This window comes from Serratia sp. JUb9 (assembly GCF_014298095.1).
Classification (GTDB): domain Bacteria; phylum Pseudomonadota; class Gammaproteobacteria; order Enterobacterales; family Enterobacteriaceae; genus Serratia_B; species Serratia_B rhizosphaerae.
Window position 1 is genome coordinate 1461294 of record NZ_CP060416.1, and the last position, 18761, is coordinate 1480054.

The 18761-nt window shown below is 60.0% G+C and carries 20 protein-coding genes; 12 read left to right on the forward strand and 8 right to left on the reverse strand.

The annotated features are described in order from the left end of the window. Positions 1-33: 33 nt before the first annotated feature. Entirely contained in the window at positions 34-975 is a 942-nt protein-coding gene (gene mmuM / locus HF675_RS06865) for a homocysteine S-methyltransferase (RefSeq protein WP_160030371.1), read from the reverse strand. After that, positions 965-2386 (reverse strand): S-methylmethionine permease, encoded by a 1422-nt coding sequence (gene mmuP / locus HF675_RS06870; RefSeq protein ID WP_105232069.1) that lies wholly within the window; start codon positions 2384-2386, stop codon positions 965-967. The genes mmuM and mmuP overlap by 11 nt, the downstream gene beginning before the upstream one ends. Positions 2387-2543: 157 nt before the next feature. Here mmuP and HF675_RS06875 point away from each other — a divergent pair, with 157 nt between their 5' ends. Next, positions 2544-3386: a ChaN family lipoprotein gene (locus HF675_RS06875; RefSeq protein WP_187044312.1), complete on the forward strand. Its 843-nt coding sequence runs from the start codon at positions 2544-2546 to the stop codon at positions 3384-3386. On the opposite strand, the gene HF675_RS06880 is transcribed toward HF675_RS06875, so the two are convergent. The 3 genes from HF675_RS06880 to amiA form a co-directional block, all read right to left on the reverse strand. Further along, on the reverse strand, positions 3383-3832 hold the full coding sequence (locus tag HF675_RS06880; protein ID WP_105232067.1) for a YaiI/YqxD family protein: 450 nt from the start codon (positions 3830-3832) through the stop codon (positions 3383-3385). The two genes, HF675_RS06875 and HF675_RS06880, sit on opposite strands and share 4 nt — an antisense overlap. Beyond that, positions 3832-4752, reverse strand: a complete 921-nt coding sequence (gene hemF / locus HF675_RS06885; protein ID WP_105232066.1) for an oxygen-dependent coproporphyrinogen oxidase — start codon at positions 4750-4752, stop codon at positions 3832-3834. The genes HF675_RS06880 and hemF overlap by 1 nt, the downstream gene beginning before the upstream one ends. Positions 4753-4818: 66 nt before the next feature. Then, complete coding sequence (amiA, locus tag HF675_RS06890; protein WP_187044313.1) at positions 4819-5706, reverse strand: N-acetylmuramoyl-L-alanine amidase AmiA; 888 nt, start codon at positions 5704-5706, stop codon at positions 4819-4821. Positions 5707-5909: 203 nt separating this feature from the next. Here amiA and HF675_RS06895 point away from each other — a divergent pair, with 203 nt between their 5' ends. Then, the gene (locus tag HF675_RS06895) at positions 5910-6335 is read left to right on the forward strand and encodes a GNAT family acetyltransferase (protein ID WP_105232064.1); all 426 of its coding nucleotides are present in this window, start codon (positions 5910-5912) and stop codon (positions 6333-6335) included. Positions 6336-6372: 37 nt separating this feature from the next. On the opposite strand, the gene HF675_RS06900 is transcribed toward HF675_RS06895, so the two are convergent. Further along, a complete protein-coding gene (locus HF675_RS06900) occupies positions 6373-6765 on the reverse strand; it encodes a YgiW/YdeI family stress tolerance OB fold protein (protein WP_105232063.1) in 393 nt (130 codons plus the stop codon). 196 nt (positions 6766-6961) lie between these two features. Here HF675_RS06900 and HF675_RS06905 point away from each other — a divergent pair, with 196 nt between their 5' ends. From HF675_RS06905 to HF675_RS06950, 10 genes are all read left to right on the forward strand, one after another. Continuing rightward, entirely contained in the window at positions 6962-7420 is a 459-nt protein-coding gene (locus HF675_RS06905) for a DUF2919 domain-containing protein (RefSeq protein WP_187044314.1), read from the forward strand. Positions 7421-7572: 152 nt separating this feature from the next. Continuing rightward, positions 7573-8157, forward strand: coding sequence for an RpoE-regulated lipoprotein (locus HF675_RS06910; RefSeq protein ID WP_105232061.1), 585 nt, complete (start codon positions 7573-7575; stop codon positions 8155-8157). Between the two features lie 136 nt (positions 8158-8293). Further along, positions 8294-9196 (forward strand): Dyp-type peroxidase, encoded by a 903-nt coding sequence (locus tag HF675_RS06915; protein WP_105232060.1) that lies wholly within the window; start codon positions 8294-8296, stop codon positions 9194-9196. A gap of 212 nt (positions 9197-9408) precedes the next feature. Beyond that, on the forward strand, positions 9409-10431 hold the full coding sequence (locus HF675_RS06920) for a sulfate ABC transporter substrate-binding protein (protein ID WP_187044315.1): 1023 nt from the start codon (positions 9409-9411) through the stop codon (positions 10429-10431). Beyond that, positions 10431-11270: a sulfate/thiosulfate ABC transporter permease CysT gene (gene cysT, locus HF675_RS06925; protein ID WP_105232058.1), complete on the forward strand. Its 840-nt coding sequence runs from the start codon at positions 10431-10433 to the stop codon at positions 11268-11270. Before HF675_RS06920 ends, cysT begins: the two co-directional genes overlap by 1 nt. Continuing rightward, complete coding sequence (cysW, locus tag HF675_RS06930) at positions 11270-12139, forward strand: sulfate/thiosulfate ABC transporter permease CysW (protein WP_187044316.1); 870 nt, start codon at positions 11270-11272, stop codon at positions 12137-12139. The genes cysT and cysW overlap by 1 nt, the downstream gene beginning before the upstream one ends. Continuing rightward, positions 12136-13224, forward strand: coding sequence for a sulfate/thiosulfate ABC transporter ATP-binding protein CysA (gene cysA, locus HF675_RS06935; protein ID WP_105232056.1), 1089 nt, complete (start codon positions 12136-12138; stop codon positions 13222-13224). The genes cysW and cysA overlap by 4 nt, the downstream gene beginning before the upstream one ends. Positions 13225-13301: 77 nt before the next feature. Beyond that, positions 13302-14183, forward strand: a complete 882-nt coding sequence (gene cysM, locus HF675_RS06940) for a cysteine synthase CysM (RefSeq protein ID WP_187044317.1) — start codon at positions 13302-13304, stop codon at positions 14181-14183. Positions 14184-14390: 207 nt separating this feature from the next. Next, entirely contained in the window at positions 14391-15071 is a 681-nt protein-coding gene (locus HF675_RS06945) for a response regulator transcription factor (protein ID WP_105232054.1), read from the forward strand. A gap of 5 nt (positions 15072-15076) precedes the next feature. Next, complete coding sequence (locus tag HF675_RS06950) at positions 15077-16396, forward strand: ATP-binding protein (protein WP_105233465.1); 1320 nt, start codon at positions 15077-15079, stop codon at positions 16394-16396. Between the two features lie 41 nt (positions 16397-16437). Here HF675_RS06950 and crr read toward each other — a convergent pair whose 3' ends face one another. Both crr and ptsI read right to left on the reverse strand, forming a co-directional pair. Continuing rightward, a complete protein-coding gene (gene crr, locus HF675_RS06955; RefSeq protein ID WP_004936467.1) occupies positions 16438-16947 on the reverse strand; it encodes a PTS glucose transporter subunit IIA in 510 nt (169 codons plus the stop codon). Between the two features lie 49 nt (positions 16948-16996). Continuing rightward, the gene (gene ptsI, locus HF675_RS06960; RefSeq protein WP_105232053.1) at positions 16997-18724 is read right to left on the reverse strand and encodes a phosphoenolpyruvate-protein phosphotransferase PtsI; all 1728 of its coding nucleotides are present in this window, start codon (positions 18722-18724) and stop codon (positions 16997-16999) included. Positions 18725-18761 lie beyond the last annotated feature (37 nt).

The window sequence follows — 18761 nt, forward strand, 5'->3', positions numbered from 1 at the left end:
AAGGGCGCAGCATTTGCTGCGCCCTTTTTTCGTTTAGCGTCCGGCGAGCTGTCCGGCAATAGCGCGGATATCCTGCGGCGTGGTTCGGCAGCAGCCGCCGATCAGGCGCGCGCCGCTCTGCCGCCAGGCGTCCGCCTGGCTGCCCAGGCTGCCGTGCTCACCGCCGCAGGCGTGCCAGGTTTTGCTGACCGCGTCGTAGTGTTCGCCGGAGTTCGGATACGCCAGCAGCGGCAGCGTGGTCAGGGCGGCCAGCGTGCGCAGCGCCGGGGTAACCTGTTCCAGCGCGATGCAGTTAACGCCGACGGCCAGCGCCTGCGGGCTGTTGTTCAGCAGGGCAGCGACCTCGGCAAGCGGCGTGCCGTCGCTCAGGTGCTCGCTGTCGCGCAGCGTAAAGGAGAACCAGGCGCCCAGCGTCGGGTAGTCCGCCAGCAGCGTCAGCAGCGCCTGCAGCTCGGCGAACGAGGGCAGGGTTTCGCAGGCCAGCAGATCGACGCCGGCGGCGGCCAGCGCGTCGATGCGCGGGCGGTGGAAGGCGATCATTTCTGCCTGCGGCAAGTGATAATCACCCCGGTATTCGGAACCGTCGGCCAGAAACGCGCCGTAAGGGCCGACGGAGCCGGCCACCAGCAGCGGCGCTTCCTGCGGCTGCTGCGCCAGATAATCCGTACGCGCCTGCTGCGCCAGCTGCACGCTTTTGGCAATCAGCGCCAACGCCTGTTTTTCATCCAGGTCGCGGCGCAGAAAGCCCTGCGGCGTGGCCTGGTAGCTGGCGGTGATGGCGCACTGCGCGCCGGCGCGGAAATAATCCAGATGCACCTGATAGATAAGCGTGGGGTTTTCCAGCAGCACCTTGGCGGACCAGAGCGGATCGCTCAGATCGCAGCCGCGCGCCTCCAGCTCGGTGGCCAGCGCGCCGTCGAGAATCAACGAGCGTCCGTCGGCCAGCAGCGGGGCCAGAGGATTATTAACCGACATGTTTTTCTCCTGCATTGAGTTCGGTGGTTTTTTTGCCCGCGCCGTGGCTGAAGTAGTAGGCGGCGTAGCACAGCGCGACAAACGGCAGGCCGCAATAGAGCGCAATACGCTGTTCGGCGTCGAAGGCCAGGCCGATACAGGCCAGCAGGCAGAGCGCGAAGCCGGCGATCGGCGTCAGCGGGTAGGCGGGCGCGCGGAATTTGAGGCCGCTCAGCGGCTGGCCGCTGCGCAGATAGCTGCGGCGAAACGCATAGTGGGCCGCGCAGATGCTCAGCCATACCGCCACCACGGCAAAGCCGGAAATCGCCGACAGCGCCACAAAGACCGTATCCGGCGCAATCACACTGGTCAGCAGCGCCAGCACGCCGCCGAGCATACTGAAGGTCAGAGCGTTAAACGGAATGCCGCGACGGTTAACCCGGGCGAAATAGGCCGGCAGCGTGCGCTGATTAGCCAGCGACCACAGCATGCGGCCAGAGGCGTACAGTCCAGAATTGGCGGCCGACAGAATGGCGGTCAGGATCACGAAGTTGAAGATATCGGCGGCATAGGGCACGCCGATGCGCTCGAACACCAGCACAAACGGGCTTTTCACCACACCGGCCTGTTCCATCGGCAGCAGGGCCGCCAGTACGAACACGGTGCCGATAAAGAACACCATCAGGCGGATCACCGTGGTGCGAATCGCCCAGGGCAGCACTTTTTCCGGGTTTTCGGTTTCTCCGGCGGCAATGCCGATCAGCTCCGTGCCGGAAAAGGCGAAGTTCACCGCCACCATGGTCATCAGAATCGGCAGCGTACCGTTCGGCAGCCAGCCGGAGGCGGTCAGGTTATGCAGGAACGGCGCCGGCGTGCCGTCCTTCATCGGAATAATGCCGAACAGCGCCGCGCCGCCCAGAATGATAAACGCCAGAATGGTGACGACCTTGATCAACGAAAACCAGAATTCGCTTTCGGCGAAAAAGCGGGTGGTGACCACGTTCAGCAGGAAGATTGCCGCGCAGAAAACCAGGCACCACAGCCACACCGGCGACTGCGGGAACCAGTACTGCATACAGAAACCGGCGGCGGTCAGGCTGGAGCCGAGCGCCACCGTCCAGGTCAGCCAGTACAGCCAGGCGACGGTGTAGCCGGTCGCCGGCCCGAGATAGCGCGAGGCGTAAACGTGAAACGCGCCGGTTTCCGGCATGGCGACGGAGAGTTCGCCCAGGCACAGCATCACCAGATAGACCACCAGGGCGCCGATCAGGTAGGCCAGCAGCGTGCCGAGCGCGCCGGTGGTGGCGATAATATAGCCGGTGTTGAAGAACAGGCCGGTGCCGATAACCCCGCCGAGGGAAAGCATCACCAGATGGCGGGCCTTCATACTGCGTTTGAACTGCCCTTCATGGGTGACAGAAGATGTTTGCATTGGTTGTCCGTATAGACGTCTAAATATCTAAATGGCTAATCGTTATACCTGCTCCGTGCGGCGAAATCAATGCGCAAAGCGGTTTGACGCTAATTTGTTATTTGGAAATGATAATTGTTATCTATAATGGGCGCACCATCGGCTGAGGGGCAACATTATGAAATTTTTGGTTTTCATCGCGGCGCTGGCGCTCAGCGCCTGTGCGCATTTTCCTGCCGCTCAGCGCGCTGAGCCGGTTGCGCCGCCGCCGGGAACCATCACTGATTTGCGCAGCGGTGAAACGCTGACGCCGTCACAGCTGTTGGTGCGGCTGGCGGCGGCACCGCGGCTGATCGTCGGCGAAAAACACGACAACGCCTACCATCATCGCGCGGAGCTGTGGCTGCTGCAGCAGTTGCCGCAGCAGCGCCCGCAGGGCAGCGTGCTGCTGGAGATGATCAACCCCGATCGGCAGGCGCAGGTTGATGCGCTGCAGGCGCGCCTGCGGCGTGGCGAACGGGTCGCACCGGGCGAACTGCCGGCAGAACTGGGCTGGCGGCAGAGCTGGCCGTGGGCGCAGTATGGCGATCTGGTGACTGCCGCGCTGGCGGCGCCGTATCCGCTGTGGTCGGCCAATCTGGATCGCAGCGAGATTATGGCGATTTATCAACGGCCGCAGCTGCCGCCGGGCAGGCAGTCCACCCGCGCCGCGGTGCGACAGGGGCTGGCGGAGACCATTCGCGCGGCACACGGCGGCCAGATTGAGCAGCAGCAGCTGGCGGCGATGGTTGCGATTCAACAGCAGCGCGATCGCCGGATGGCGCAGCGGCTGCTGGCGGCGCCGACGCCGAGCCTGCTGATCGCCGGCGGTTATCACGCTTCCCGGTTGGTGGGCGTGCCGCTGCATATGCAGGATTTACAGCCGGCCGTGCAGCCGGCGGTGTTGATGCTGGTGGAACAGGGGAGCGAAGTGGGTAAGGAGCAGGCCGACTATCTGTGGGCGACGCCGGCGACGGATTAGCGTTTGCTCTGCTGCAGCCATTTATCCAGTTCGTTGGCGAACTGCTGACGGTCGCGCTGGTTCAGGGCGTTCGGGCCGCCGGTCTGAATGCCGCTGGCGCGCAGCGTATCCATAAAATCGCGCATGTTGAGCCGTTCGCGAATGGTTGCCGGCGTATAGCGTTCGCCGCGCGGATTCAGCGCCGCCGCGCCTTTTTCTATCACCTCCGCCGCCAGCGGAATATCGGCGGTGATCACCAGATCGCCCGCTTCGCAGCGGCGGACGATCTCATTGTCCGCCACGTCGAAACCGGCTGCCACCTGCAGCGTGCGCAAATACTTTGACGGCGGCGTGCGCAACGGCTGATTGGCCACCAGCGTCACCAGCGTGGCGGTGCGATCGGCGGCGCGGTACAGCACCTCTTTAATCACGTTCGGACAGGCGTCCGCATCAACCCAGATCTGCATTACGCCTCCTCCTGCAGCCAGTCGCGCACCGGCAGGAAATCGCGGTACAGCAGCGCTTCCGGGCTGCCTTCTTCCGGCTGGTAGCCGTATTCCCAGCGTACCAGCGGCGGCATCGACATCAGGATCGACTCGGTGCGCCCGCCGGTCTGCAGGCCGAACAGCGTGCCGCGATCCCACACCAGATTGAACTCGACGTAGCGGCCGCGGCGGTACAGCTGAAACGCACGCTCTTTCTCGCCCCAGCTCAGGGTTTTGCGCTTCGCCACGATTGGCAGATAGGCATCAAGGAAACCGTTGCCGACCGCGCGGGTAAAGGCAAAGCAGTGCTCAAAGTCCGGGCTGTTCAGATCGTCGAAGAACAGCCCGCCGATGCCGCGCGCTTCATTGCGGTGTTTGATAAAGAAATAGTCGTCGCACCACTTCTTATAGCGGGGATAGACCTCGTCACCGAACGGCGCACACAGCTGCTGGGCGGTACGGTGCCAGTGCACCGCGTCCTCTTTGAAGCCGTAATAGGGGGTTAAATCGAAACCGCCGCCGAACCACCATACCGGCGCTTCGCCCGGCTTTTCGGCGATAAAGAAGCGCACGTTGGCGTGGCTGGTGGGGATATAAGGATTCAGCGGGTGGATCACCAGGGAGACGCCCATCGCCTGAAAACTGCGGCCCGCCAGCTCGGGCCGGTGCGCGGTGGCGGAAGCCGGCAGCATGGCGCCGGAAACGTGCGAAAAGTTGACCCCGGCCTGTTCGAATACCGCGCCTTCGGTCAGCACCCGGCTACGGCCGCCGCCGCCTTCTGCGCGCGTCCAGTTGTCTTCGACAAAGGCGCCGCCGCCGTCGGCCTGCGCCAGTTGCTCGCAGATGCGGTCTTGCAGCGCCAGCAGGAAGGATTTTACTTCAGCGATATCGGGTGAACTCATAGGGTATTTCGCAACGTCAGTCTTAATCAGCCGACAAGTATATACCCAAAAGCCCGTCCGGGGCGATCAGGCCGTACGCCGGCGGCGATCGGCCTCATGGAAGAAGGCAAGGATGCCGTCGGCGATTGCGCGGGCGATTTTTTCGCGAAAGGCGGTGGTGCCGAGCAACTGCTCTTCATGCGGATTGGTGATAAACGAGGTCTCCACCAGCACCGACGGAATGGAAGGGGATTTCAGCACCGCAAACGCCGCCTGCTCGGTGCTTTGGCTGTGCAGATGGTGCACCGGACGGATCTGCCCCAGCACGTGGCGGCCGAGGGTCAGGCTGTTGTTGATAGTATTGGTCTGCACCAGATCGAACAGCGCCTGCTGCAGATAATTATCCTGCTGTTTGTATTTGGCGCCGGCTACCTCATCGGCGGCGTTTTCACGTTTTGACAGATAGCGTGCCATGGCGCTGCTGGCGCCGCGGTTGGACAAGGCGAAGACCGATGCGCCGGAGGCCGACGGATTGGTGAAGCCATCGGCGTGGATGGAAATAAACAGATCGGCCTGATGCTGATGGGCGATTTCCACCCGCTGGAACAGCGGAATAAAGTGGTCTTCTTCACGCGTCAGCCGCGCCTCGACGTGATCGTGCTGGTGCAGAAAGCGGCGCACGTGATTGGCAATTTCCAGCACCACGTGTTTTTCCTGCGACCCTTCGTGACCTACCGCGCCGGAGTCGATGCCGCCATGGCCGGGGTCGAGCATCACCAGCCGTTTGGCGCCCGCCGGCTTGGCGGCCGGTTTGGCGTGTGCGCTGCGCAGCATGCCGCCGGACTCCCGCGCCTGCGCCGCGCCGGCTTTGCCGCCGAGCAGGGCAAACGCCAGGCCCGACAGCAACAGGTGGCGACGTGAGGAGGAGGTGTTCAGCGGGGTGAAGTTAAGAAAAGATTTTGCCTGTTTTTTCATGCCGTTGTGCTCCGTCGCTGCAAACCGTTTGCAATGTTATATCGTATTGAACGGTGTCGATCGAGGTGATAACTATTTCCATTTATTAACATGGTTACCGTTTCCGATAGCGGAAAAAGACCTTCTCTTTCAGCGTCCTTGCGGCAACGCCGCTGATTTGGGATATAATCAGAGAAATAACTCATGAACAGCGGCGAACAACGATGGAAATTCGCGTATTTCGGCAAGACGACTTTGAAGAGGTCATCACGCTCTGGGAAAGGTGCGATCTGTTGCGCCCGTGGAACGATCCGGAAATGGATATTGAACGTAAACTGCATCACGATGCCGATCTATTCCTGGTGGCAGAGGTTGGCGGCGAGGTGGTGGGATCGGTGATGGGCGGTTATGACGGCCACCGCGGTTCGGCGTACTATCTTGGCGTACATCCGGATTATCGCGGTCGCGGTATCGCCAACGCGCTGATTAACCGGCTGGAGAAGAAGCTGATGGCGCGCGGCTGTCCGAAAATCAATCTGATGGTGCGCGAAGATAACGACACCGTGGTCGAAATGTATGAAAAACTCGGCTATGAGATCCAGGGCATTACCAGCCTGGGGAAACGGTTAATCGAGGATCAGGAATACTGAACCGAGAGGGCGGCCCTGCCGGCCGCCCCGTCAGCGGTTACTGGATTTTCTTGATGTTTTTCACATCCAGTTCCAGGTTGCTCCAGTCTTTATCGACTTTACCTTCCAACTGCACCTTGTCTTTCGGCGTGATGGTCTGGCCGTTCCAGCGTTTGTGGTCAATTTCCACCGTCAGCGTGCCGGTGGCGTCGCGGAAGGTATAAGTATCGTCGCCGACGCGCTGTTCAATATTGCCTTGCAGCATCACCCAGGCGTCGTCGCTCATCGATTTCACCTTATCGACCGTGGTCAGCGAGGCGCTGGGGCCGGAAAAGCCGCCCTGCTGAGTCTGCTGAACGTTCTGTGAACCAGGGCCGTTGAAACCGCCCTGTTGCGCCAGAACCGGGGTGCTGCACAGAGCGATTAATGCTGCCAGAGTCAGTTTTTTCATCGTTAAGCTTCCTTTTTGTTTTGCAGTGAATCTTGCGCGCCGGGATGCGGCGTCGCTCAGTTGATAGCGATAAGTAAAGCACATCAATCTTAAGAGGTTCTTAAGCCAGTGCAGGAATTTATGCCGGGCAGGATTGAAATTTCCGGTGCGGGCTCCCATCTGTGTCTGCACGATAACGGATAATAAGGAAACGGCCGTGAAGCCTTCACCCGTCTTTTCCCCGGATGATTACGACAGCCACGGCGTATTGCGCCTGCCGCTGTGGTTTTGGGGCGTATTAATTTTGCAGGCGCGCACCTGGCTGCTGTTTGTGATGGCCGGCGCCTCTCGCCAGCAGGGGGAAAGCATGCTGGCGCTGTTTTACCCTGATACCCAGCGTTTTTGGTACGGTATCGCGCTAGGCCTGCCGGCGGCGCTGGCGTTTTTGCTCAGCGGACGCCGGGCGCAATGGCCGCGTCTGTGGCGCGCCTGGCGTTGGGTGCTGCTGTTTTCGCTGCTGGCGGCGCTGGGCGGTTCGCTGGCGGGCGTATGGCGGCAGGAAGACGGCGCGCCGCTGCTTGACGGGGTGCTGGCGCTGCTGGATGCGCTGGCGCTGGGCTATCTTCTGTTTAATCGTCGCGTCCGCGCCTGTTTCTCGGATTCCGCGCAGCTGTAGCGCATCAGTTTGCGGCACTTTTCGCATTTTCTGCACTCCAAGCAGGCAACCGATGGTGAAGCGCCAGCCATTGTGAGAGGCTGGCGTTCAGATAACGCGATAAACCCCGGAGGCGCTGTGCGCCTTCGCGACCGATGTTAAGGAGCTACGAAATGAATATTCGCCCGCTGTTGTTAGGGCTGCCGCTGTTGCTGACCGGCTGTTCGACGATGTCCAATTTTTCCTGGTCGAGCCTGTCGCCGTTCAACTGGTTCGGCAGCAGTCTGGAAGTCAGCGGCAAGGGCGTCGGCGGCATTAACGGCGGCACGCCAATGCTGGAGCACGCGATCGACGAGGGCCTGGACGGCAATTATCGCCTGCGCAGCGGCATGGGTACTAATAATGGCCAGATCGTCGCCTTTTATCAGGCGATGGACGGCGACGACATCAAGCTGGTGATCAGCGGCGAGCCGAAAGGCAGCGTGCAGCGGGTCGACGTGATGGATCAGGACGTGGTGACCGCGTGGGGCAGCAAGCTCGGCACGCCGTTCAGCGAGCTGTACAGCAAGGCCTTCGGCGCCTGTAAGCCGGGCGAGGGCGAAGACGTCGGCAAGGTGGAGTGCGTCGCCGGCCAGAGCCGCTACGTCACCTATCTGTTCAGCGGCCAGTGGGCCGGGCCGAAAGATATTATGCCGCCGGATGATACGCTGCAGAGCTGGACGGTCAGCAAAATTGTCTGGCATGCCAAACCGCAGTAAATATTCTGCGGCGGCGTGTGCGATTTTCTTTGCGTTCAGGCAAGGTAATCTTGCCGGCTTGCGGTATGATTATGGCTGGTTTTAACCGCCGCGGGCAGCGCCTGTGCGGTGAGCGAATAAGGAACGAGGTAACTACATGACACAGGTTCAGAGCGGTATTCTGCTGGAGCACTGCCGTTTCGCCATTTTTATGGAAGCCATGGTTCAGGGGGAGTTTGCCGATCTGCGTCAGGGCTGCAAGCAGTTTTGCCAGACGTTGAGCGAACTGCAGCAACAATTCCCTGACGCCAAACTGGGGGCGGTGGTCGCCTTTGGTTACGACGTCTGGCACGATCTTTCCAACGGTCAGGGCGCGTCAGAACTCAAGCCGTTCACGCCGCTTGGCAAAGGTCTGGCGCCGGCAACGCAGCGCGATCTGCTGATTCATATCCAGTCTTTACGTCATGATGTTAACTTTTCCCTGGCTCAGGCGGCGCTGGCGGCCTTCGGCAACACCATCAAGGTGGAAGAAGAGACCCACGGCTTCCGCTGGGTGGAGGAGCGTGACCTGAGCGGCTTTATCGACGGCACCGAAAACCCGCAGGGCGAGCAGCGCGCGGAGGTGGCGGTGATTGGTGAAGACGACGCGCAGGACGCCGGCGGCAGCTACGTGTTCGTACAGCGCTATGAGCATAACCTGCGCCAGTGGTCACGCTTTAGCACCGAGCAACAGGAACAGATTATCGGCCGTACCAAGCAAGACAGTGAAGAGCTGCCGCCTGAGGCGCGGCCGAACACTTCTCACGTGAGCCGCGTCGATCTGAAAGAGGACGGCAAAGGGCTAAAAATTCTGCGCCAGAGCCTGCCTTACGGCACCGCCAGCGGTAAACACGGTCTGTTCTTTATCGCCTACTGCGCGCGTTTACATAATATCGAACAGCAGCTGCTGAGCATGTTCGGCGAGACGGACGGCAAGCATGACGCCATGCTGCGTTTCACCCGCGCGGTGAGCGGCAGCTATTACTTTGCACCGTCGTTGACGCGTTTGCTGGCGCTGTAACGCGCCGCCGCGCCGCCGCGGGGCCGCAGCGCCGGCCCCGTTACCTCTCTTTAGCCCCGCCCCCCATGCCGCTCCGCTCTTGCCTTATAGCATTTGATGCTTGCAAATCACCAAACGGTATATAAAAGCGTTACAGATCTGCACCGAGTTATAAATACACTGATCGCACGGGGATGCTACCCGACAGATTGATCGAGTAATTAAGGTGCAAAATGAAACAGACGCGGGTTAAACATATGATGCTGAAAGGGTGGCTGGCAGCGGCGTTGCTGGTCAGCGGCACCGTTTCGGCTACCGAATTATTAAACAGTTCCTATGATGTTTCCCGCGAACTGTTTACCGCGCTGAATCCGGGCTTTATCCAGCAGTGGAACCAGCAGCATCCGGATGACAACCTGACCATCAAACAATCGCACGCCGGCTCTTCCAAGCAGGCGCTGGCGATTCTGCAAGGGCTGCGCGCCGACGTAGTGACTTACAACCAGGTCACCGACGTACAGATTCTGCACGATCGCGGCAAGCTGATCGCCGCCGACTGGCAGACGCGCCTGCCGAACAACAGTTCGCCATTTTATTCCACCATGGCGTTCCTGGTGCGCAAGGACAACCCGAAAGGCATTCACGACTGGAGCGATCTGGTGCGTGACGATGTGAAGCTGGTGTTCCCGAACCCTAAAACTTCGGGCAACGGCCGCTACACCTATCTGGCGGCCTGGGGCGCGGCCAGTCAGGCCGACGGCAATGACGCAGAGAAAACGCGCGCCTTTATGACCCGCTTTTTGAAAAACGTGGCGGTGTTCGACACCGGCGGTCGCGGCGCAACCACGACCTTTGTTGAACGCGGTCTCGGCGACGTGCTGATCAGCTTTGAGTCGGAAGTGAACAACATCCGCAAGCAGTACGGCGAAGACAAATACCAGGTGATCGTACCGCCGGTCGATATTCTGGCCGAGTTCCCGGTGGCCTGGGTGGATAAAAACGTTGAGCGTAACGGCAGCGAACAGGCGGCGAAGGCTTACCTGAACTACCTGTACAGCCCGGCGGCACAGCAGATTATCACCGGCTATTACTACCGCGTTAACAATGAGCAGGCGATGGCGGCGGCGAAAGATAAGTTCCCGCAGACCAAACTGTTCCGGGTTGAAGATCAGTTCGGCGGCTGGCCGCAGGTGATGAAAATCCACTTCGCCAGCGGCGGCGAGCTGGATCGGTTATTAGCAGCAGGGCGTAAGTAATGTTGTCGTTAACCCGTTCCAGTAAACGCGTACTGCCCGGATTCGGCCTGAGCCTGGGCAGCAGCCTGTTTTATACCTGTTTGATTCTGCTGCTGCCGCTGAGTGCGCTGGTAATGCAGTTGTCGCAGATGACGCTGGCGCAGTATTGGGAAGTGATTTCCAACCCGCAGGTGGTGGCGGCCTATAAGGTCACGCTGCTGGCGGCGGGCGTGGCCAGCCTGTTCAACGCGCTGTTCGGCATGCTGATGGCGTGGATCCTGACCCGCTACCGGTTCCCCGGCCGCTCGCTGCTGGACGGCCTGATTGATTTGCCGTTCGCGCTGCCGACCGCCGTTGCCGGCCTGACGCTGGCCGGGCTGTTTTCCACCACCGGTTGGTACGGCCAGTGGTTGGCGCACTTTGATATCAAAGTCACCTTTACCTGGATTGGCATTGCGGTGGCGATGGCGTTTACCAGCCTGCCGTTTGTGGTGCGTACCGTACAGCCGGTGCTGGAAGAGCTGGGGCCGGAGTATGAAGAGGCGGCGGAAACGCTGGGCGCTACCCGCTGGCAGAGCTTTCGCCGCGTGGTGCTGCCGGAGGTGTCGCCGGCGCTGCTGGCCGGCACCGCAATTTCTTTCACCCGTAGCCTGGGCGAGTTCGGCGCCGTGATTTTTATCGCCGGCAACATCGCCTGGAAGACCGAAGTGACCTCGCTGATGATTTTTGTGCGCCTGCAAGAGTTTGATTACCCGGCGGCCAGCGCCATTGCCTCCGTGATTCTGGCGGCGTCGCTGCTGCTGTTATTTAGCATCAACCTGCTGCAAAGCCGCTTCGGCAAGCGTATTGGGGGGCACTAATGGCTGATATCTCTGCCTTCAACGGCGCTCAGCGGCAGCGCATCAACTGGGGTAAATGGGCGCTGATCGCCATTGGCGTGCTGTTTTCACTGCTGTTGCTGGTGATCCCGATGATTTCCATTTTCGCCGAGGCCTTTTCCAAGGGTAGCGGCGAAATGTGGCGCAACCTGATGGATGCGGACATGCTGCACGCCATCTGGCTGACGGTGCTGATCGCGTTGATCACCGTGCCGGTTAACCTGATTTTCGGCACTCTGCTGGCCTGGCTGGTAACGCGCTTTACCTTCCCGGGCCGCCAGTTGCTGCTGACGCTGATCGACATTCCGTTTGCCGTGTCGCCGGTAGTGGCGGGCCTGATTTATCTGCTGTTTTACGGCAGCAACGGCCTGCTGGGCGGCTGGCTGGATGAGCATAACATCCAGCTGATGTTCTCCTGGCCGGGTATGGTGCTGGTGACGGTATTTGTCACCTGTCCGTTTGTGGTGCGTGAGCTGGTGCCGATGATGCTCAGCCAGGGCAGCCAGGAAGATGAAGCCGCCATTTTGCTGGGCGCTTCCGGCTGGCAGATGTTCCGCCGGGTGACGCTGCCCAATATTCGCTGGGCGCTGCTGTACGGCGTGGTGCTGACCAACGCCCGCGCCATCGGCGAGTTCGGCGCCGTATCGGTGGTTTCCGGCTCAATTCGCGGGGAAACCTACAGCCTGCCGCTGCAGGTTGAGCTGCTGCAACAGGATTACAACACCGTCGGCTCGTTTACCGCCGCCGCGTTGCTGACCATTATGGCGATAGTGACCCTATTTTTGAAAAGCGCTCTGCAATGGCGTCTGGAACGACAGAACGTACGCCGCGAGCGGGAGGAAAACCAATGAGCATTGAGATTAACAACATCAGCAAATATTTCGGTCGCACCAAAGTATTGAACGACATCTCGCTCGATATTCCTTCCGGCGAGATGGTGGCGCTGCTCGGGCCGTCCGGTTCCGGCAAAACCACCCTGCTGCGTATCATCGCCGGGCTGGAAAGCCAGAGCGGCGGCAAGCTGGGCTTCCACGGCACCGACGTCAGCCGGATGCACGCGCGCGATCGCCGCGTGGGGTTTGTGTTCCAGCATTATGCGCTGTTCCGCCATATGACGGTGTTCGATAATATCGCCTTTGGCCTGACGGTGCTGCCGCGTCGCGAACGTCCCAACGCGCAGGCGATCAAACAGAAAGTTGAGCGGCTGCTGGAAATGGTGCAGTTGGCGCACCTGGCCAACCGCTATCCTTCGCAGCTGTCTGGCGGGCAGAAGCAGCGTGTGGCGCTGGCGCGCGCGCTGGCGGTAGAGCCGCAGATCCTGCTGCTGGATGAGCCTTTCGGCGCGCTGGACGCGCAGGTGCGCAAAGAGCTGCGCCGTTGGCTGCGCCAATTGCACGAAGAACTGAAGTTCACCAGCGTATTCGTCACCCACGATCAGGAAGAGGCGATGGAAGTGGCGGACAGCATTGTGGTGATGAGCCAGGGCAATATTGAACAGGTCGGCTCGCCGGTTGAGATTATGCGTGAGCCGGCCAGCCGTTTCGTGCTGGAGTTTATGGGCGAAGTGAACCGTCTGAACGGCGAAATACGTGGTTCGCAGCTGTTCGTCGGCGCGCACCAATGGCCGCTGGCGTTCCAGCCGATGCATCAGGGCAGCGTTGAACTGTTCCTGCGTCCGTGGGAAATGGAAGTCAGCAGCGAGAGCAGCGCCCGCTGCCCGTTGCCGGTCCAGGTGCTGGAAGTCAGCCCGCGCGGCCATTTCTGGCAGTTGACGGTGCAGCCGCTCGGCTGGCATCAGGAGCCGATTACGGTGGTGCTGGCGGAAGGCCATGAAACCCCGGTGCGCGGCGGCCGCTACTTTGTCGGCGGCCTGAATGCGCGCCTGTACGCCGGCGAACAATTGCTACAACCGGTTGCGCTCGCCAAAAGCGCCTGATAGTTTTTAATTCCCATCAGAAAAATAGCAGGGTCCGGCAGTGCCGGACCCTATTACATTATGCACAGGCAACGATTGTGACAACGCTGGAACAACACATCGGCAATACGCCGCTGATCAAATTACAACGTCTGGCCACGGAGACGGGCAGCGAAGTGTGGGTCAAACTGGAAGGCAACAACCCGGCCGGCTCGGTCAAGGACCGCGCGGCGCTGGCGATGATCCAGCAGGCTGAGCGGCGCGGTGAAATTGCCTCCGGCGATGTGCTGATTGAGGCCACCAGCGGCAATACCGGTATCGCGCTGGCGATGATTGCCGCGATGAAGGGCTACCGGCTGAAGCTGCTGATGCCGGAAAATATGAGCATGGAGCGTCAGGCGGCGATGCGTGCCTACGGCGCCGAGCTGATTCTGGTCAGCCGCGAACAGGGGATGGAAGGCGCGCGCGATCTGGCGCTGGAGATGGAGCGTCAGGGGCAGGGCAAGGTGCTGGACCAGTTTAATAACCCGGATAACCCTTATGCGCACTTCACCACCACCGGGCCGGAGATTTGGCGCCAGAGCGAAGGGCGCGTGACGCACTTTGTCTCCAGTATGGGCACCACCGGCACCATTACCGGCGTCGGCGAGTACCTGAAGAAGCAGAATGCCGCGGTGCAGATCGTCGGCCTGCAGCCGGCGGAAGGCAGCAGTATTCCCGGCATCCGCCGCTGGTCGCCGGCTTACCTGCCGGGTATTTTCCGCCCGGAGCTGGTGGACCAGGTGCTGGATATCAGCCAGGACGCTGCCGAAACCACCATGCGCCAGCTGGCGCAGCGTGAGGGCATCTTCTGCGGCGTCAGCTCCGGCGGCGCGGTAGCGGGGGCGTTACAGATAGCCGCCGCCAACCCCGGCAGCGTGATCGTGGCGATTATCTGCGATCGCGGCGATCGCTATTTGTCCACCGGGGTGTTTTCCTAAGACTGTCCCTCGGCGTTTATCTTCTCTCTCCCTTTGCTTCGCCCGGAATTTTCCGGGCGAACGTTTTCCCGCAGCAATGTTTTTTTCCGCCTTTTAGCACGCCGGCTATGCTTTAGTCGGGGCGGCTGAACTGTAAGGATTGCGTAAAATCGGCTGCGCAGTAAGCGATTTGGCGGGAAGATAGCGCAAATAAGTGAAGGAGCAACCATGAAAATCTTACTGGTCGATGATGACCTCGAATTGGGCACCATGCTGAGTGAATATCTGACGGCGGAAGGCTTCAACGCCAGCCTGGTGCTGACCGGCAAAGCCGGCGTTGAAGGGGCGCTGTCCGGCGATTATACCGCCATGATCCTCGATATTATGCTGCCGGATATGAGCGGCATCGATGTGCTGCGTGAAGTGCGCAAGAAGAGCCGCCTGCCGGTGATTATGCTGACGGCGAAAGGCGACAATATTGACCGGGTAATCGGGCTGGAGATGGGCGCCGACGACTATATGCCGAAGCCGTGCTATCCGCGTGAGCTGGTGGCGCGGCTGCGCGCCGTGCTGCGCCGTTTTGAGGAGCAGCCGGAGGTGCAGGACGGCGACGCTGAAATTGTGCAGGGGGACTTAATCCTGAACCCTTCGACCCGCAGCAGCGAATGGCGCGGGCAGAGCTTCGACCTGACCGCCTCGGAATTTAACCTGTTGGAGCTGCTGCTGCGTTCGCCGGAGCGCGTGGTGTCCAAGGATGAGCTGTCGGAGAAAGGCCTGGGACGACCTCGGGAGGCCTACGACCGCAGCGTTGATGTGCATATCAGCAATATCCGCCAGAAGCTGGCCGCGCTGCCGGGCTGTACGCTCGGCATTGAAACGGTGCGCAGCATCGGCTATCGCGTCAGGTAAGCATGATGCGCGGCAGACTGTTCTGGAAAATCCTGCTGGGTTACTGGTTGATTTTTATCATCATGATGCAGGTACTGTGGATCTCTTTTGCCGTTTACGGCAACCGGGAGCCGCCGGAGAATGCATTGGCCCGCCGTTTGGTCAATATGCAGATTACTTCGGCGGTGTCGATGCTGCAAAGCGGCGGCATGCCGGCGCTGAACGCGATGATCGCCGACTGGCCGGCGGAGGATCGGCGCTTTCTGCGCGTGACGCCGGCGTCGCAGCCGCCGGTTGGCCAGCTATCACCGCCGGTAGAGTCGGGGCGGATGCCGAAAAAAATCGTGGAGTGGGTGCGCGGGGCCGATCGGCAGGGCTATCTGCTGAGTTATGACGTGGAAAGCCTGCGCGCCCAATACCGGATGAACCGGCGCTGGCATCTGTTCCATATCCCGGAGCCGATGCTGTGGATCGGCGGGGTTGGCGGTTTGCTGTTTAGCGCACTGTTGGCCTGGAACCTGACGCGGCCGATGCGTCAACTGCGCGGCGGGTTTGACCGTCTGGCGCAGGGCGATTTGGCGATCCGCCTGTTCCCTTCGATGCGGCGGCGTCACGATGAGCTGTCGGAGGTGGCGCGCGACTTTGATTCGATGGCGGAACGGTTGGAAGTACTGGTCAGCGCGCGTGAAGAACTGCTGCACGATGTGTCGCACGAGCTGCGTTCGCCGCTGGCCAGGCTGCAGCTGGCTATCGGTCTGGCGCGGCAGAATCCGGATAACGTAGAGAATTCTCTGCAGCGCATTGAGCACGAAACCGGGCGGCTGGATAAAATGATCGGCGAACTGCTGGCGCTGTCGCGCGCCGAAAACAGTAACCAGGCGGGTGAGGAGTACTTCGACCTGTACGGCCTGGTGACGGCGGTAGTGAACGATGCGCGCTATGAAGCGCAGGTGCCGGGCGTGGAGATTGCTCTGCAGGCTAATGCTGACGATGAGTATACGGTGAAGGGCAACGCCGAGCTGATGCGCCGGGCGCTCGACAACGTGGTGCGCAATGCGCTGCGTTTTTCCGGCAGCGGACAGCGGGTGACGGTGGTGTTAAAGCGTGCGGAGCAGCAGTTCCATATTGTGGTGAGCGATCAGGGGCCGGGCGTGGAGGAATCCAAACTGTCCAGCATTTTTGACCCCTTTGTGCGGGTAAACTCGCCTAAATCGGGCAAGGGCTACGGTTTGGGTCTGGCGATTACCCGCAAGGTGTTGCTGGCGCACGGCGGTCAGGCCGAGGCGCGCAACGGCGAGCAGGGCGGGCTGGTGATCACCCTGAAGGTGCCCGGTTGGCAGGCATAAAAAAACGGCACCGATGGGCGCCGTTTTTATCTCATTCGCAATTACTTCTTGATGCGGATGATCGGGGTCTCGCCCACGGTGACGCTGCCGGACAGTTTGATCAGCTCTTTGATCTCGTCCATGTTGGAGATAACCACCGGCGTCAGGGTAGACTTGGCTTTCTCTTCCAGCAGAGGCAGGTTGAACTCGATAACCACATCGCCTTTCTTGACGCGCTGGCCTTCTTCGGCAATGCGTTTGAAACCTTCGCCTTTCAGTTCTACGGTATCGATGCCGAAGTGCACGAACAGCTCAATGCCGCTGTCGGATTCGATAGAGAAAGCGTGGTTGGTTTCGAAAATTTTACCGATAGTGCCGTCAACCGGAGCAACCATTTTGTTGCCGGCAGGTTTGATGGCAATACCGTCGCCGACGATCTTTTCAGCGAATACTACATCAGGCACATCTTCGATGTTGACGATTTCGCCAGAAAGCGGAGCGACGATCTCGATAGTGCCCGTGTCTTTCTTGTCATCTGAAACCAGAGATTTCAACTTATCGAACAAACCCATGATCTTCTCCTAAGCATTTAATTGGGCGGCGTTCCAGTGTCGTGGAAGTTTAGCAGAGTGTCTTCTCTTCGATGAACTTATTCACGCAGTTCATCAGATCTTGCGCCGTTGGCTGTGCCAACGCCTGCGCTGCCAACGCCTTCACATCTTCGAAATTGGTATTACGAATAATTTTCTTGATGCGCGGGATTGAAATCGCACTCATGCTGAACTCATCCAGCCCCATGCCCAATAACAACAGTGTAGCACGTTCATCGCCAGCCAGTTCACCGCACATGCCGGTCCACTTGCCTTCTGCGTGAGATGCGTCAATAACCTGTTTGATCAGGCCAAGCACTGATGGGGACATCGGGTTATAGAGATGAGAAATCAGCTCGTTGCCGCGATCTACCGCCAGAGTATACTGGGTTAGATCGTTTGTCCCAATACTAAAGAAGTCGACTTCTTTTGCCAGGTGGTGAGCAATCACCGCCGCGGCCGGGGTTTCGACCATTACGCCGACCTCGATGGTTTCGTCGAACGCTTTGCCCTCTTCACGCAGCTGAGCCTTCAGCGTCTCCAGTTCGCCCTTCAGATCGCGCACTTCTTCCACGGAGATAATCATCGGGAACATGATGCGCAGTTTGCCGAAGGCGGAGGCGCGCAGAATGGCGCGCAGCTGTGCGTGCAGGATTTCCCGGCGGTCCATCGCGATGCGGATCGCGCGCCAGCCGAGGAACGGGTTTTCTTCTTTCGGCAGGTTCATGTACGGCAGGTCTTTATCGCCGCCGATGTCCATGGTGCGGACGATGACCGCCTGTGCGCCCATGGCTTCCGCAACGGCTTTATATGCCTGGAACTGCTCTTCTTCGGTCGGCAGCGCGTCGCGGTCCATGAACAGGAATTCGGTACGGTACAGGCCTACGCCTTCCGCGCCGTTACGTTCAGCGCCGGCGACGTCGCGCACGGTGCCGATGTTGGCGCAGACTTCAACCTGATGGCCGTCCAGCGTGATCGCCGGCAGGTCCTTCAGTTTGGCCAGATCGTTTTTCTCGGTGATGTACAGGTTCTGTGCGGCTTTCAGCTCGTCGATCACGTCTGCGGTCGGGTTGACGTAAATCTTGTTGTTGACCGCGTCCAGAATCAGGTAGTCGCCGTTTTTCACCTGCTTGGTCACGTCGGTGGTGCCGACGATGGCCGGCAGCTCCAGCGAGCGCGCCATAATCGAGGTGTGAGAGGTACGGCCGCCAAGATCGGTAATAAAGCCCAGCACCTTGTCCAGGTTCAGCTGCGCGGTCTCGGAAGGCGTCAGGTCGGCGGCGACCAGAATCACTTCATCCTGAATGGAGCCCAGATCGACGATCGGCATTCCCAGAATGTTTTTCAGCAGACGTTTGCCGATGTCGCGCACGTCGGCGGCACGTTCTTTCAGGTATTCGTCGTCCAGCTCTTCCAGCGCCTTCGCCTGACCTTCGATCACGGTATAGGCAGCGGCGTCGGCGGAAGCCAGTTCGTCTTTGATTAGGGCTATGATTTCCTGCTCAAGCTCTTCATCTTCCAGCAACATGATGTGGCCTTCGAAGATGGCTTCTTTCTCTTCACCGAAGGTTTCGCCGGCTTTGGTCTTGATGGCTTCCAACTGCTCCGATGCTTTGGCGCGGCCTGCCAGGAAACGTGCAACTTCCTGCTCCACAAGATCTGCGGAGATTTTCTTCCGGTTGACGACAATTTCATCTTCTTTCAGCAGGAGAGCCTTACCAAAAGCGATGCCCGGTGATACTAAAATGCCTGAAATCATAACCCTACCTTACTCTTGACTGGTGTTAACTAAAAAG